Annotated in this window: 11 protein-coding genes; 2 read left to right on the forward strand and 9 right to left on the reverse strand. The window is 55.3% G+C overall.

Annotated features, from left to right (window positions below; all coding sequences use genetic code 11):
• The first annotated feature begins 28 nt into the window (after positions 1 to 28).
• Together GGQ73_RS06540 and GGQ73_RS06545 are read left to right on the forward strand one after the other, a co-directional pair.
• Positions 29 to 1,243: a TIGR03862 family flavoprotein gene (locus tag GGQ73_RS06540; protein WP_183894917.1), complete on the forward strand. Its 1,215-nt coding sequence runs from the start codon at positions 29 to 31 to the stop codon at positions 1,241 to 1,243.
• A 141-nt stretch (positions 1,244 to 1,384) separates the two neighbouring features.
• The gene (locus GGQ73_RS06545) at positions 1,385 to 4,327 is read left to right on the forward strand and encodes a hybrid sensor histidine kinase/response regulator (protein ID WP_183894918.1); all 2,943 of its coding nucleotides are present in this window, start codon (positions 1,385 to 1,387) and stop codon (positions 4,325 to 4,327) included.
• A 36-nt stretch (positions 4,328 to 4,363) separates the two neighbouring features.
• Here GGQ73_RS06545 and GGQ73_RS06550 read toward each other — a convergent pair whose 3' ends face one another.
• The 9 genes from GGQ73_RS06550 to GGQ73_RS06590 all read right to left on the reverse strand — a co-directional run bounded on the left by GGQ73_RS06550 (position 4,364) and on the right by GGQ73_RS06590 (position 14,940).
• Positions 4,364 to 5,308, reverse strand: coding sequence for a 2-hydroxyacid dehydrogenase (locus GGQ73_RS06550; RefSeq protein ID WP_183894920.1), 945 nt, complete (start codon positions 5,306 to 5,308; stop codon positions 4,364 to 4,366).
• Positions 5,309 to 5,421: 113 nt separating this feature from the next.
• Positions 5,422 to 7,770 (reverse strand): polysaccharide biosynthesis tyrosine autokinase, encoded by a 2,349-nt coding sequence (locus tag GGQ73_RS06555; protein ID WP_183894922.1) that lies wholly within the window; start codon positions 7,768 to 7,770, stop codon positions 5,422 to 5,424.
• A gap of 75 nt (positions 7,771 to 7,845) precedes the next feature.
• Positions 7,846 to 8,751, reverse strand: a complete 906-nt coding sequence (locus tag GGQ73_RS06560) for a UTP--glucose-1-phosphate uridylyltransferase (protein ID WP_183894923.1) — start codon at positions 8,749 to 8,751, stop codon at positions 7,846 to 7,848.
• Between the two features lie 45 nt (positions 8,752 to 8,796).
• Positions 8,797 to 9,792 (reverse strand): glycosyltransferase family 2 protein, encoded by a 996-nt coding sequence (locus GGQ73_RS06565; RefSeq protein WP_412762955.1) that lies wholly within the window; start codon positions 9,790 to 9,792, stop codon positions 8,797 to 8,799.
• Entirely contained in the window at positions 9,789 to 10,733 is a 945-nt protein-coding gene (locus GGQ73_RS06570; RefSeq protein WP_286089342.1) for a glycosyltransferase family 2 protein, read from the reverse strand. Before GGQ73_RS06570 ends, GGQ73_RS06565 begins: the two co-directional genes overlap by 4 nt.
• A complete protein-coding gene (locus GGQ73_RS06575) occupies positions 10,730 to 11,746 on the reverse strand; it encodes a glycosyltransferase family 2 protein (protein ID WP_183894925.1) in 1,017 nt (338 codons plus the stop codon). Before GGQ73_RS06575 ends, GGQ73_RS06570 begins: the two co-directional genes overlap by 4 nt.
• An 11-nt stretch (positions 11,747 to 11,757) precedes the next feature.
• The gene (locus tag GGQ73_RS06580) at positions 11,758 to 12,942 is read right to left on the reverse strand and encodes a glycosyltransferase family protein (RefSeq protein ID WP_183894927.1); all 1,185 of its coding nucleotides are present in this window, start codon (positions 12,940 to 12,942) and stop codon (positions 11,758 to 11,760) included.
• 53 nt (positions 12,943 to 12,995) lie between these two features.
• Positions 12,996 to 13,787: an endo-1,3-1,4-beta-glycanase ExoK gene (gene exoK / locus GGQ73_RS06585; RefSeq protein ID WP_183894929.1), complete on the reverse strand. Its 792-nt coding sequence runs from the start codon at positions 13,785 to 13,787 to the stop codon at positions 12,996 to 12,998.
• A gap of 4 nt (positions 13,788 to 13,791) precedes the next feature.
• Complete coding sequence (locus GGQ73_RS06590) at positions 13,792 to 14,940, reverse strand: acyltransferase family protein (protein ID WP_327786296.1); 1,149 nt, start codon at positions 14,938 to 14,940, stop codon at positions 13,792 to 13,794.
• Positions 14,941 to 15,187: the final 247 nt, after the last annotated feature.

Here is a 15,187-nt window from a genome sequence, read left to right on the forward strand (position 1 = left end):
TAACGAAAACAGCGGTGGGAATTTGGCAATGCAGGACAAGCAAGTCGCCATCATTGGAGGCGGGCCAGCCGGTCTGATGGCAGCGGAGATTTTGTCCGCAGCAGGTCTTTCGGTCACAGTGTATGAGGCGATGCCAACGGTTGCACGGAAATTCCTGATGGCAGGCAAGTCCGGCCTTAATCTCACGCATGCAGAAGATTACCGCGATTTCGTCACCCGATTTGGCAAGGCCCATGCGGTGCTTGCACCCGCGCTTGCCGCGTTCAAGCCGGACGCGCTTCGTTCCTGGGCGCTTTCGCTTGGACAGGAAACTTTTACCGGAACATCTGGTCGCGTTTTTCCGGTCTCCATGAAAGGCTCACCGCTCTTGCGAGCATGGCTTTCGACGTTGCAGCAACAGGGCGTCGTGATCAAAACCCGTCATCGCTGGACTGGTTTTGAAGGCGATGCTTTGACATTTGATACGCAGGGTGAGGGTATCGTTGTCAGTGCCGATGCGGTTCTCCTCGCTCTGGGCGGTGCGAGCTGGCCGAAGCTCGGTTCCAACGCCGCCTGGGTTCCGTGGCTGGGACAGAAAGGCATCGACATTCATGGGTTCCGTCCCGCCAATTGCGGGTTTAATGTTGGCTGGAGTGACTATTTCAGCGGTCGATATGCGGGAGAACCCGTCAAATCAGTCGCGGCCAGTTCCGGGGCGGGACGTTTCGAAGGTGAGTTTGTCGTCACGCGATACGGCATCGAAGGCAGTCTGGTCTATGCGCACTCCGCATGTCTTCGCGATGCGCTTGAGAACGGTGAACGGCCCAGCCTGATCGTTGATCTGGCACCGGGGCGCTCTGCAGATCGCTTTTCCAGCGCATTGACCACACACTCTCGCAAAGACAGCCTCTCGAACAAGTTGCGAAAGGCAGCAGGTTTGTCGCCGATCAAAGTTGCCCTGTTGCGCGAGTGTGTCCCTGGCCTGTCTGCCATGCAGCCCCACCAGATTGCCGAGCAGATCAAGGCTCTATCGATTCCGATTGCGGAAACGCGGCCGATTGAAGAAGCCATTTCCAGTGCTGGGGGAATCGATCTGAACGATATTGACGCCCGCTACATGCTCAAATCCATGCCTGGCGTTTTTGTGGCGGGCGAGATGCTCGACTGGGAGGCCCCAACCGGGGGATACCTTCTAACAGCTTGTTTTGCGACGGGAAAAGCAGCCGGGCAGGGCGTGGTTGACTGGCTTAAATCTGTAGGCTGACGATATCGTGCATTGTCCTATTGCGTCGGCGTCAAAAAAACGCTTGATAAGTTTCTTCGCATGCATTGGGTGGGCCTGTCAGTCCGGTTTGACTGTAGCTTTTGGATGGATGAGGGTTGGTGCTCTCGTTGGTGATCTTTTATGACTGATATTTCTGGATTTGGCCAATGGCCGGTGGGTGGCGGTGAAGCCGGTTCTCTGGTCCGCGCATTCGACTGGTCTGAAACGCCGCTTGGTGCCATTCCATCGTGGCCTGCAAATCTGCGCCACAAGGTCAATTCCGTCGTCAATTCCCCGATCCCCCAGGTGTTGATGTGGGGTCCGGACCACGTCATGATCTACAATGACGGGTATATCGAGATTGCGGGCAACTACCATCCGAAAGCACTTGGTGGCACTGTTGAGGACATCTGGCCCGAAATCTGGGATTGGAACAAGAAAATCCTGGAAGCTGGTTTTCGTGGCGAGGTGCAGTCTTTCCGCGAACAAACGCTTGTCCTCAAAAGGCATGGGCAGCCTGAAGATGTGATCTTCGATCTCTTCTACACGCCCATCCACAATGACGCTGGCACGGTTGATGGCGTATTGTGCACGGTCCTTGAAAATACCGATAAGGTCAGGGCCATGGCAGAACTGGCTGCGAGTCGGGAAGAACTGAGCCGCCTAACCAACGCATTGCCAATTCTTGTCGGATTTATCGATCAAAATCATGTCTACCAGTTCGCCAATCAGGGTTATCTGGAATGGTTCAACCACCGCCCCGAAGACGTTTTGGGACGAAAGGCGTCGGACGTTATCGGCGAGATATTCTATCAGAAACGGCTTCCGTTTATCGAGCGCGCGCTTGCTGGGGAAACTGTTATCAACGACGCGGAGATCCCATGCGCTGATGGTGTCACGCGCGCAGCCGAAATCCGCTATGTCCCCCGACATACCTCGCAAGGTCAAATCGATGGCTGCTATGTTCTCATCATCGATATAGAAACGCGCAAGCGGGCCGAGCGGGAGCTGCTGGTCAGCAACAATCGTTTTCGTGCTGCTGTCAGTGCCGTTCATGGGGTTCTGTGGACCAACAGCCCGGATGGCAAGATGGTTGGCGAGCAAAGCGGTTGGGGCGAACTAACCGGCCAGACATTCGATGAATATCAGGGTTATGGCTGGGCTGAGGCCGTTCACGGCGATGATCGTGAGGGCTCCATCAACAGTTGGAACAAAGCGGTCGCCATGAAGTCCACTTATGTGTGGGAGCATCGCGTTCGCCGTCACGATGGCGTTTTCCGCACTTTCGCCATACGTGCCATTCCCATTCTCGATAGCGCGGGATCGATCATCGAGTGGGTTGGCGTTCACACCGATATCACCGAACAACGCACCGCTGAAGTCAAGCTGAAAGAGCATTCCGCCAACCTTGAGCGTGAAATTCGCCACCGCATACGGGCAGAAGATCAGTTGCGCCACCTCAACGAAGGTCTTGAAGCGCGTGTCGCTGCTGAAATCAGTGAACGCCGACAGGCAGAAAGAGCGCTTCAACAGGCGCAAAAAATGGAGTCCATCGGCCAATTGACGGGGGGAGTTGCGCACGATTTCAACAATCTGTTGCAGGTCGTTGCCGGGAATCTTCAGCTGTTGGCCAAAGACGTCGCTGGCAACGAACGCGCCGAACGGCGGGTTGGCAATGCGTTGGCGGGTGTCAGTCGCGGTGCGAAACTTGCCAGTCAGTTGTTGGCCTTCGGTCGCCGGCAGGCGCTGGAGCCGCGGGTCATCAACGTCGGCAAGTTTGTTGTCGGCATGGACGACCTGCTGCGACGCTCACTCGGAGAGGCAGTCGAAGTCGAGGTGATCACGGTTGGTGGCCTGTGGAATACCTACGCCGACCCCACACAGGTAGAAAACGCCCTGTTGAACCTTGCGATTAACGCCCGCGACGCGATGGAAGGTTCCGGCAAACTGACGATCGAGGTTGGAAATGCAGCTCTGGACCAGGATTATGCGCGCACGCATGCTGAAGTTGAGGCTGGCCAATATGTGATGCTCGCGGTGTCCGATACGGGTTCCGGCATGGCGCCGGAGATCGTCGACAAGGTGTTTGAACCCTTTTTCTCGACCAAACCCGAGGGTAAAGGGACGGGACTTGGCCTCTCTATGGTCTATGGCTTCGTCAAGCAGTCTGGCGGGCATGTGAAGATTTACAGCGAGCTTGGGCAGGGAACAACCGTCAAGATTTATCTGCCGCGCTCGCATTCGGATGAGGACCGCGAAGTCGTTACGCAAACTGGCCCAATTGTTGGCGGCACGGAAACTGTTCTGGTTGTCGAGGACGATGACGAGGTGAGAAGCATCGTGGTCGAAACGCTGTCCGATCTGGGCTATCGGGTGTTGACGGCTCGGGATGCGCAGGCAGGCTTGACAGTTGCCGAAAGCGGCGTGCCCATCGATGTGATCTTCACCGATGTGGTGATGCCGGGTCCGATGAAAAGCAGCGAGATGGCGCGACGGGCGAAAGAGCGTCTGCCGCATCTCGCGGTCCTGTTCACATCCGGCTATACCGAAAATTCCATCGTGCATGGCGGCAAGCTGGATGCGGGGGTCGAGCTGTTGTCGAAGCCCTATACGCGTGAAGCTTTGGCCAGACGTTTGCGTCACGTGATAGCAAACCAGAAGCAGCGTGTTGAAGCCGGCCGGGACCGTTCCTCAGAGCAGGCAACTCTTGCCAAATTGCGGACGAAGACATCGATGCGTGTGATGCTGGTCGAAGATGACGATCTGATTCGCATGAATACGGCCGACATCCTTCTGGAGGGCGGACATACGGTGATAGAAGCCGCAAACGCTACCCAGGCCATGGATCTCATCCAACGCGAAGAGTTCGATGTGCTTGTGACGGATGTCGGCTTGCCGGATATGAGCGGCTCGGAGCTTGCTTTGTTCATCAAAACACGCAAGCCGGAAATCGGTATTGTGTTTGCGACCGGTGACAACTTTTTGCCGAAGAATGCCCCGGCCGGTTCTGTCCTTCTTTGCAAGCCTTATGACGAAAACGATGTTCGCTTCGCCATCACTCAGGCGATGAGCGCAGACTTTTAGAGCGTTTCCACTTAACATGGAAACACTCTAGGGCTGTCAGTAGCCGCGGGTCATATCCACTGTCGCTGGAAGCTCACCCGTGCTGCGCCAGTTTTCGATGTTTGCGGCAACAATACTGGCGGACGTCTGCCGGTTCGTAGGCGCCGAAATATGCGGCAGAACGGTGACTTTCGGATGTGACCAGAACGGCGACTGCGCCGAAAGTGGCTCCTCTTCGAAGACATCCAGAACCGCATGCGAGAGATGACCCGTATCAAGAGCGGCGAGCAGATCATCTGCAACGATGACCGCACCGCGCGCGAAGTTGATGATCGCGGCATTCTTTTTCATGATACCGAGGCAGTCCCTGTTCAACAGGCCCCGCGTGTCGGCCGTCAGCGGAACAAGGCAAACAAGAATGTCGCTTTTTTTTAACAGTGTGGTGAGGCCTTCGTCACCACACAGCGTCTCGACACCGTGCAGTGTTTTGGATGAACGGCTCCAGCCTGCGATGTTGAACCCCGCTTGACGTAATCTTGCGGCTGCCGCAGCGCCCAATGTACCGAGCCCCAAGATGCCGATGGTTACGTCTTTAGGGTGTCGGTACTCCAATTCCTGCCAGACTGAATTGAGCTGGTTCTGTCGATAAGCAGGCATATCGCGTTGGAGATAATAGGTCCATGCAAGCACCGCTTCGGCCATCACCCGAGACAGTTCCGGGTCCGTCAGACGAACGATCGGCAGTGATGCCGCACCGAGCTCTGCGACAAGGCGCTCCACGCCTGCCCACAGACTGTGGATCCATTTCAATCCGGTCAGCTGAGCAATATCCGCTGGATCAGGATTTGCCACGATAGCGACTTCTACCTGCGACTTTTGCTCACCCGTCAGCATCTTGATCGAAAGGATCGTCTCGTGCGGTAGTGCTGTGGACAGCGTTTTGATCCACTCTGCCTCATTGGCTTCTGTCGTACGGGAAACGAAAGCGATGGGGGAGGCCATGGTTGAATAGATCCTGCGCAGGTTGACTTGCGACATCAATGCGAAAAACCGAGCGTGAAATCCAGCGCTCGGTTTAAAAAAATGCCCGCATGAGGCGGGCATTTGTTCTGAATTCAGGCTGGCTCGGTCACAGGCTTCTTTGCATCGCCATAGTAAGCCGAGAACTTCTCGTGATAATGTTCGGAACCGCCGGGGCCGGCATAACGCTGCAACTCGGTCATGTCGGTCTTGTTCAGCACGATGCCCAGTGTCTTGTTGGCAATCTCCGGCTCGTGGCTCATCAGGTTCTGCACCATCTGAATGGGTGTCTTGCCCCATTCGGTCACGAAGACGAAACCATCCACCTGCGATGCAAAGGCCTTGGCATCGATGACGGGAACGACCGGCGCAAGGTCAACGATGATGTAGTCACAGGCTTCCCGCGCAGATTCCATGAATTTTCGCATGCCCGAAGATGCCAGCAACTCGCTGGAATGAGCGAACTGGTTGCTGGTCGAGACGGGCAAAATACCCATTTTCGTGCGGCTATCGACCTTCACAGCCTTCGTCCACGGTACCTCATCCAGAACGACTTCCACGAGACCGGCCGATTGGCGGGTGGTCAACATGCGGCTGAGACCGGGATTACGGATATCGGCATCGACAACCAGCGTGCGTTTGCCGGTCGTAGCAATGAGGCCAGCAAGGTTAAGCGCAACAACTGATTTCCCTTCGTTCGGCAGGCAGGAGATGACGCCGATCACACGGCACTGTCTTTCCTGAATGACGACGTCTGCCGTCAGTTTCACGTTGCGCAGGGTCTCGGTAAAGCTGGATCGGGGGCTGTCCACGGCGAGACGCAACATTTTCTGGAACGAGACCTGCCCGTTCTCTTCAATGTCGCTATCGAGGACATCGGGCGTCGCCGCGCCCGTTTCTGGCTTCGTGACATCGAGGCCCCTCTCGCCGATAAATGGCAGATAACCAAGGAAGCGCATGCGCAGATTGTCGCGCACATCGTTTCCAGTATGAAAGTATCTGTCGCGGAATTCCAGAATCGCAGCAACACCACCACCGAGCATCAGACCCAGCACGATGGAAAGCGCCATGGTCATCGTCTTTTTGGGGCTGGACGGGGAGGTCGGCAGTCCCGCATCGGAGATGATACGAGCCTTGGCAATCGGGAACGACTGCTTTTGAGACGCCTCTTCAAAGCGGCCAAGATACGATTCATAAAGCGTCTTCAGGGCTGCTGCCTGCTGCTCAAGCTCTCGAAGCTTGACGAGCGTCATATTGGCTTCCGAATTTCGACCAGCGACACGGTCAATGTTCTCGCGCAACGACTGCACGCGCGACTCCGTGACATCGAAATCGTTCTTGAAGCTGCCGGTGAGTTGCTGCAATTCCTGATAAATCTGGCGGGAGAGGTCGCCTCTTTCACTCGCGAGCGCTATCGCCTGCGGGTGATCCTTGCCAAACTGCTGCACAACCCCGCGCTCACGGTCCGTGATGGCGATGTAGCGTTTGCGCAGATCCTGGATGACCGAGTTGTCAGTATCGCGCGCGGATACGATGGCATTGTTGACCGCATTGTCGGGGCCTTGGTCAATGATCGACTTGTACTGATTGTAACGAGCCGACGCAGTTGCTGCATCCGCCTGGGCGGCAATCAGCTGTCCGTTCAAGTCAGAAAGTTGGCTTTCTGACATCAACTCACCACGCGATGATACGATGTTGTTGGCGGCCTTGTATTTTTCGACGGCAAGTGATGCAGCCTGAGAGCGCTGGTTAAGGTCTGTCAGTCGCTCCTGCAGCCAGACGGACGCCCGCTCAGTTGCATCGAAATTCGCGTTCAATTGTTCGGTCAGATAGGATTCGGCGTATGTCTTGGCGATCTGGGTCGCCAGTTGCCGGTCAGTCGAGAGAATCGATATGGCGATGACCGAGCTTCGACCAACGCGTTCAACCGTGAGTGCTTGCTGAATGATCGCAGCCGCCTTTTCGCGACGGCCATTGCGGATCGCCGCCTCAGACGCCGGAGGCGAACTTGGCGTCAGCAGATCAGCGACCCCTTTGATGGAAGACTTGACCAGATCCATCGGCGTCATCGGCGGATTGACGATTGCCTCATTCTCGTCGAGCCTGGCCTTGTCAACGACCGTCAGGGCCATTTCCTTCGACTTCAGAATTTCGACAGCGCTGGCGATGCGGTTGTCGATGACTTGAGCCGCCGGAACAGGATCCTCTTCTTCGGCATAGCGCGACAGGCTGTCGTCCAGCAGGACTTGTGTCATCGCTGTGTAAACCGGCGTCGCGAACACGAGATAGAGTCCAGCGAGAACCATGGAGACGATGACACAGGCGCCGATGATATTCGCACGGCGTACGACAGCCGCCCAGAGACGGTCGAGGTCTATGAATGTATCGGCATCCTTCGAGGGTTCCTGGAAATTCATGTTCGATCTAAAGGTCTTGTGGTGCATGGACCCACCTTGTGGTTTAAATGTCGAGCGGGAAGCCAGATTTTTTCTGCCCTCCCTGCATCGGATTATTGAATGTCAGGCCGCTTTGATGCGGCTTTCGTGGTTTGAGATGAGTTCCTTGATAGAAGCCAGAACCTGGGCTTCCATGTCAGAGCGCATCAACGAGAAGGCAACGTTTGCCGCGATAAACCCCTGTTTACTACCGCAATCGAATGTTCGCCCGATAAATTTTTGGGCATGGAACGGCTGGGTTTCGGCAAGGCGCCTCATACCATCCGTCAACTGTATCTCATTGCCCGCGCCGCGTTCCTGTTTGGCGAGAGTATCAAAAATTTCCGGCTGCAAAATATACCGACCATTGAGGTAAAAATGGGATGGCGCTTGAGAGGGGTCAGGCTTTTCGACCATTTCCGTAACGCGAAAACCATGATTGACCGTCGTGCCGACGCCGACAATGCCATAAGCCGATGTGTCCTCAGCCTTGCATTCTTCCACGCCCAGAATATTACCGCCGACTTCTTCATACAGTTTCATCAGTCCTGAGATGCAACCGCGTGCTCCATACGACACCATGTCGGGCAGCAGCAGCGCAAAAGGCTCCTTTCCGACAAGCTCGCGAGCGCACCAAACGGCGTGCCCTAGACCAAGCGGTATCTGCTGGCGGGTGTAGCTGACAGTTCCGGCAAGCGGTAGCATTTTCTCCAGTTGCAGAACCTGCATCGTCTTGCCGGCCCGCGTCAAAGTGTTCACCAGTTCAGGGGCACTGTCGAAATAATCTTCGATCGCCGTTTTGTTGCGGCTGGTGACGAAGATAATGTGTTCGATGCCAGCCTGCATCGCTTCGTCGACGGCATATTGGACGACGGGCCTGTCAACAATTGTCAGCATTTCCTTCGGCATGGCCTTTGTAGCAGGCAGGAATCGCGTTCCGTTCCCGGCCACGGGAATAACAGCTTTTCTGACCGTCCTGTTCAGGTCCACAGCATGCTCCTTGGACAATACTTTACAAACGTGTCGCGCCGGGCATCAGGATGCCTGTCGCTTCACGTCTCGATCAATCGTTGAAGTAAAAATGGATTGGCGAAGTTTCCTCAGCCGCAATTCGATCGGCATGCGAAGATGCCGCAGTGAAACCGGATCACGCAACGCGATTTTCAGGATGCCAACGACAGAGCGCTTCTTGATGCTCGACACCAGCATCAGAAAATGACGGGCCTCGATCAGGCTTCGGCTCCGTTGGTTCTGGGCGTCTCTTGCTGCGGGCAATAACGTATAATGGGCCAGAAACTCTGCGTCGGCGGCGATCATAGCCTCCACATGACGAAGCTCAAGCACGCGGGAAATCGAGCCTTCCCGGATGTTGTAGACATAGCCGGGCTGTGGTTCGATGACGCAGAGACCACCGACGGCAAGCGCAGATGCCAGGAGCAGATAATCCTCTCCGATCCGCAGTGTCGGGTGAAACCGCAATTGGTGCGTATTCAGAAAATCACGTCTGAACATCGGCTTCATGTAGCCGAAATTGAAAGTCGAGCGGAATAATACATTCGAGGCAATGAAGTCTTCGAGCGTCAAGACGCGGCGCGCCTCCAGAAGCGCCTCGGGAAACATCGTCTCCTTTGGGCGTCCATCTGTGTAAACGACATCGAGATTATCAACTGCAATACCGGCATTTGCGTTTTCTGCGCGGGCAATCATTCGCGCCGTGCGCTGTGGCTCAATCGCGTCGTCGGAATCAAGGACGGCGATCCACAGACCATTGGCAGCGTCGATACCAGCGTTCCGCGCTCCGCCTGGACCAAGATTTTGGTCCAGCGCAATCAGTCGCACACGTGGATCTCTATGGCCCAGAGCGCCGACAATTTCGCGCGTCGCGTCGGATGACTTGTCATCTACGACGATGACTTCCAGCGAGACGTCTTCTTGAGACAAAGCGCTCTCGATAGCGGGAACGATGGTCTCAGCCGAATTGTAGGCTGCTATGATAAAGGTAACGTCGGGCTGTGCCAGCGCCTCCATCATGTTGCCTCCACGGCGCCGTACTGGCGTATCTCACGCACACCGAAGGCACCACTGACAGACCCCAGGTGAAGCGCCAAACGAAGCAATTGCCTGTTCCTCCGCACCGGATCGAACGCGCCCAACGCCGCCATGGCAGCGCATGCGATGACCTTTGCGCCTGCAATCAGACCCTGGGAAACGCGCGAAATCCCGGGCTTTTTTTCCGCGAGCAGGCGGCCGTGCGTCTGTCCGGAGCGAAAGCGGCGTTTTGCAAGCCACATGAAGCTGGCGCGGGTGTCGGGCACGGGCTCTGAAAGCAGTGCTTTTTCTGCAAAGGCGATACGTCCGCCATCTGCATGCATATGTGAGAAAAAGTGCGTGTCTTCTCCCCCGCTCTGGCCGAGCGATAAGGCAAAACGTCGACCGCTGAGTGAGGGTGCCTTCATACGAAGCAGGGTGTTGCAGGTGTAGCCAGTGATGATCTGGCCATTGACCCAGACTGGCCGGGTCGAATGGAAATCACCTCTGCGCATCCAGTCCGGAACCGTTGGTTTATAGACTGCCGTCACAGGTCCCAACACGGCTTCGGCACCCGTCTCGTCAGCGGTTTCGAGAAGCTCGACGAGCCATTCTGCAGGTGCGGTTTCATCGTCGTCGATGAAGGCCAGATAGTCGCCATCGCTGGTTGACAGGCATGCGTTGCGAGCAATCGAGATGTTGGATTTTGGGCAATGGACGTAGGTAATCTCAAAGGGCGAGGTTTCACGCAATAGGTCGATTGACGCTTCGGCGCTGGGCTCGGCATCGTTATCTGCCACGATGAGGCGAACAGTGACACCATTTGGAACGGTGAGATCGAATAAGGACGTCAACGTTGCGACCACCGCCGGGCGGCGGTAGGTGCAGATCCCAATATCGACTTTGATCGGTTGTGAAGCCAAAGCAAGTGACGTGCTGCTCATGAGATCGCCTTTCCTGTCATCGGCGCCGAGGTGCCAAAAGACCCCGCCAATTCCAGCCAGAAGCCTGTTGACCATGCAAAATGCATGACCATCGCGGCGAAGGCTGCCAGGGGACCATAAGGGTTTTTCTGAGCAACGGCCATCCAAAGCCCGTAACCGAGGCATGCGGCGATCCAAAGGCAGAGGGGCAAGAGCGCAATCCAATGGAAAACACCCAGCAGAGCCAGGAGCGCAACGGGCATGACGGCCAGTGGAATCATCTGGCGAATTTTCGGTAGAGAACGGTGCTTCAATAGGTTCTTTGCACGTCCCCGGCCATAGGCCATGTATTGCTTGAACAGGGGTCGCACATCTGCGCGTGGATAGTAGGTCATGCGGGTCTTGTCGGTCATCCAGATGCGGAAACCGGATTTGCGAAGCCTGAAATCCAGCTCGGCATCTTCATTGTGACTAAAGCTCTCGTCATAGCCGCCGACAGTCTTGAATGCGGAAATCCGCATCAGTGCGTGATGGCCATGGTCGATCCAATGGCCCTTTGCCCCCTCGCGGTGCTTCGAGCCCCCATTGCCGAGTTTGGAGTTCTGAGCGATGGCCGTGGCTTTCTGGAAGGTCCCATGCCCAACCGTATCCATCGCGACGACAACCGAGTCAGCGTTTGTTTGAACAGCATCTTCCAGCAGGCGATGGCAATAATCGTCGGGATAATCGCCATGCGCGTCGATGCGAATGAGATAATCATATCCCTCGCTGAACATATCGACGGCAAGATTGATCCCCGCACTCTGAATGCGCTTTGGATTGGCGAGAAGAAGGATCCTGGGATCCTGCGTGGAAAACCTGGCGACGATGTCGCGTGTGCCATCCGTGCTTCCGCCGTCTGCCACGATGATACGGTCTTGAGAATTGTTGAGCGTGCTGGAAAATTTCAGCAGCAGATCATCGATCGTCCGTGCCTCGTTGAGGCAAGGAATGACAATCAAAGTTTTTACGTCTGGAATGGTTTGCAACTTCATGGTTGACCCCGTCAAGCGGTTGATAGTTTTGCTGCAACGGAGCGGCCATTGTGCGGCGCTGCCAATGACGCAAGTTTATGAACGAGTTGGATGCAGTCCTGATGATCCGTCACCCAGTGATCACGATTGATGGATGCAAGGTTTCTAAACGATTCAAGATAGGCTGGCTCATTCATCTGCTGGAAAAGTGCCGCAAGAGTGTCAGTGTTGGCAATTGGAAGAACATGTCCGATGTTTCTCGTCTCCAGAAAACGCGCTGTTTCTGTTCCCGCCACTGCAATGGGAAGAGTGCCATACAGACAGCCTTCATAGAGCCTGTTTGGCAGCAACCAGCTTGAGTTTTGGCCCTCTTCGAAGAAATCTATCGCCCACGTGAAATGCACATCATGATAGATCGAGGCCAAATCTTCGGGATTCTTGTATGGCCCTCTAAAATTCAGATGAGGCGCATTGGCGACGAAACCATCGAAATCGTCGAACTCGGAGTAGGCCGGGCGACCGCGCAGGACGATCTCGACTTTTCCATCCATCCGCTTTGCAAAATCCGCGAGAATCTCGAGCGATTTTCGGCAACGCAGCGCGCCAAACCAACCGATTTTCCAGGGTTCACCGGCCTTTGGCGCGCGGGGCTGCGGGGAAATCTGCGCTTGGTTTCCGTCAAGAAGAAGAACTTTGTTTTCCTGCAACAGCACGGGCAAGGCCAAGCCTGAGCGCGGTGCGAAATACCGGCTCACAAATGCCGGGGAACTGGTGATCAGCAGCTTGGCGTCTTTGGCGAAATAGCGTTGTGCGGCGTTCACAAGCTTCCCTGCAGGGCCTTCGTTCAGCAACAGACGGTGGATATCGAGGCACTCGTAGACCACAGGGACATCGCGCCCGTAAATGCTCGACGCGCGGCGTGATAAAGCGAGCATCTCAAGATTACGTGCGATGATGACATCCGGCCTCGTCACGTTTTTTAGAAGGCGCTTGAGGGAAAAGCTCGATTTTACGACAGACTGGATTCGCTGGACGAACTGCCCATCCGCTGTCTCGCCCAAGAGGGTGGGCGTGACGCCGTCGACGGTCGCTAGGCTGTTTTTACCGCGCGTAAATCCTGCGAGGCTGACCTTTGCTCCACCCGCCTGCAGCGTCATGACCCGCCGGCGGATGGCCGGGTCGGCTAGGTCGTGAGCGAGATAGAGAATATGCGTCATAAAAAGCGTCCTGAAAAAAGGTGGTCGAGACAATTTACCGAAACGTTGTCGCGTTAGTTTGACGCGCAGGCAACGGATTCAGGAAATTGGCATTTGTCGCCGAGTGCCGTAAACGCCATCTGTTCAACGCTCATGACGGTCGGGCCCGTGTAGGCGAATTTGCCCATCCAGCTTTTCAACGTGTCAGTGCCCCAAAGGCTGAAGAAAATCTTCTGCGGGTTTTGTGGAATTTTGGATGCATCCGTTACTTCGTGCACCATTTTGCCGTTGACGTAATAACGCAAGCGCGCAGGCTCCCAAACAAACGCGTAGTCGTTGAAAGCCTTGTCCGCTCCGCCCTCGACATCGACAAGTTTTTCGTTGCCACCCTTGGCAGATACATACTGATTTAACTGAACCTCGGAGCTGTTCTTGCCAAGAACTTCCATATCGATTTCGTCATGGGGTTTCTTGTCCGTGGGGCCGATATAGGTAAAGAATGCAGAGTTCAGACCCGATCCGGGTGCCGTTTTGATTCGCGCCTCATATGTGCCGTAACGGTAACGACCCTTGGTCTGGATTTCCCCACACGAGTAGTTGCGGTCACCGGCCTTGCCTTCCTGATAGCCGAGTTGCAACTGCCCGCCTTCGAATTTCACGAGCTTCTTAGACCAGGTGCAATTTTGATGCGGACCATTGTTCCAGCCGTCGGAGACGTACCAGAAGGAGCGATCCATGCTGTCAAATTTTTCGACAAATGACTTGCCGTTGTCTTCCTGCGCCATTGCAGCGGGTGCACCGAGGCTCATAGCGAGCAGTGCTGCCGTGATCAGGCGCGACTGAGAAAATATGAAAGATGCGGTCATGGTGTCACCTATGTCGTTGCGAGTAGGTTGTGTCTGCCGATGTTGGACGCGATCTTGCTGAGGCAGTCGAAGTCAAAGGCGTAAGCCCTTTCTGCTTGCTGCTGCGGCTTCCCGTCAGAACGGCGTAAAGCGATGGAAACCTGGACCGAACCTGAGCATCTGTGATGATGAGGATGACGAAGGACGACAATACGGCGCCGATATAGAAGGCTGGATAGAAGTCCGGGCCTCCCTTGTTCCAGATCATCCACATGATGACGAGCAGGGGGTAGTGGGCACAAAAAATCCAGAAGCTGAGACTGCCCGTCTGCGAAAGGCGGCGCCCGGCCCGGCTTTCGATCATGATCGAGGAGAACGCCCACAGTCCGATTGCGCCGGCAACCGCCAGAAGGTTTCTCAGCAGGTTCAATTCGAAGGTGAACGCCGGCCCCGTGAAATACAGCCCTGTCGCCAGCAAAGTTGCTGCAACCATGATGGCGAGCGTTATTCTACCAGCATAGGGATCGAGCGTTTTTAAATCGACCTTGTGGAGCGCAAGCGCGATGCCGAGCGAAAAGCTGAAGAGGATCGATTTTTTCTGAACGATCCAGATTGGGAGATCCGGCAGTGCCGTCAGCACGAGCAGAACCACAAGCGTCGGCCAGGGAAAACGCTGGACCAGAAATGCAAGGATCGGGGATAGCAGAATGCAGACAAAGAGATCGCGGAGGAAATACAGGGGAATGTTGAGGGGAAATTCCTCAACAGCCGCGCCATGGTTCATGATTTCGCGTGCGGTCGCACTCCACAAATCCGGGAAATATCCCACGCCGACGCCAAAGCGCTGCATCACAAGGACGCCTAAAAACAGGAGCCCGTTCCACAACAGGAACGGTAGCAACACGGTTCTCGTCTTGGACTTGATCGTCGCTGGGTAGTCAAAGTCCGCCAATCCGCGCCTGAAAAGCAGATAGCCAGAAATCGCGCTGAGACAAGGAACGCCTATGCGGAACAATGCGTCACCTAAAAACACACGTACCCAGTCGAAGAAGCCGTAAGCACCCAGAAAGGGGCTGGTTTCAGGATCGTGCGGTACGTGCACGAACACAATTCCGGATATCAAGACTATGCGCATCAGATTGATACGGGAGGATAGGTTCTGATCAAAAGTCACGTCAGTACCCTTATTTACTGAGCGGCCTCTCCCTAAGCCGCGGTGCAACCATAACGAACGTGCGTCCGAGAGACGGAGTCTCGGTTCTAGTTGCGGACAAAATGTGGCAACGCGGCATAGGTTCCGTCGAAATATCACAGGTGAATCTGTGTACTAGCCGGGTCCCGATTTCAGAGAAATTTTTAAATCATTGTTTCCAATAAACAATATCCAGAAACGGCATTTTTTGTCTTTAAGGTTGATGATG

Origin of the sequence: Rhizobium skierniewicense (genome assembly GCF_014196515.1) — a bacterium.
Lineage (GTDB): Bacteria > Pseudomonadota > Alphaproteobacteria > Rhizobiales > Rhizobiaceae > Agrobacterium > Agrobacterium skierniewicense.

Bases quoted from the DNA above. Each gene is read 5' to 3' on its own strand.
- GGQ73_RS06540 (WP_183894917.1), top strand. From the start codon at position 29: ATGCAGGACAAGCAAGTCGCCATCATTGGAGGCGGGCCAGCCGGTCTG.
- exoK (WP_183894929.1), bottom strand. From the start codon at position 13,787: ATGACCGCATCTTTCATATTTTCTCAGTCGCGCCTGATCACGGCAGCA.
- GGQ73_RS06565 (WP_412762955.1), bottom strand. From the start codon at position 9,792: ATGATGGAGGCGCTGGCACAGCCCGACGTTACCTTTATCATAGCAGCC.
- GGQ73_RS06550 (WP_183894920.1), bottom strand. From the start codon at position 5,308: ATGGCCTCCCCCATCGCTTTCGTTTCCCGTACGACAGAAGCCAATGAG.
- GGQ73_RS06570 (WP_286089342.1), bottom strand. From the start codon at position 10,733: ATGAGCAGCACGTCACTTGCTTTGGCTTCACAACCGATCAAAGTCGAT.
- GGQ73_RS06575 (WP_183894925.1), bottom strand. From the start codon at position 11,746: ATGAAGTTGCAAACCATTCCAGACGTAAAAACTTTGATTGTCATTCCT.
- GGQ73_RS06545 (WP_183894918.1), top strand. From the start codon at position 1,385: ATGACTGATATTTCTGGATTTGGCCAATGGCCGGTGGGTGGCGGTGAA.
- GGQ73_RS06555 (WP_183894922.1), bottom strand. From the start codon at position 7,770: ATGCACCACAAGACCTTTAGATCGAACATGAATTTCCAGGAACCCTCG.
- GGQ73_RS06580 (WP_183894927.1), bottom strand. From the start codon at position 12,942: ATGACGCATATTCTCTATCTCGCTCACGACCTAGCCGACCCGGCCATC.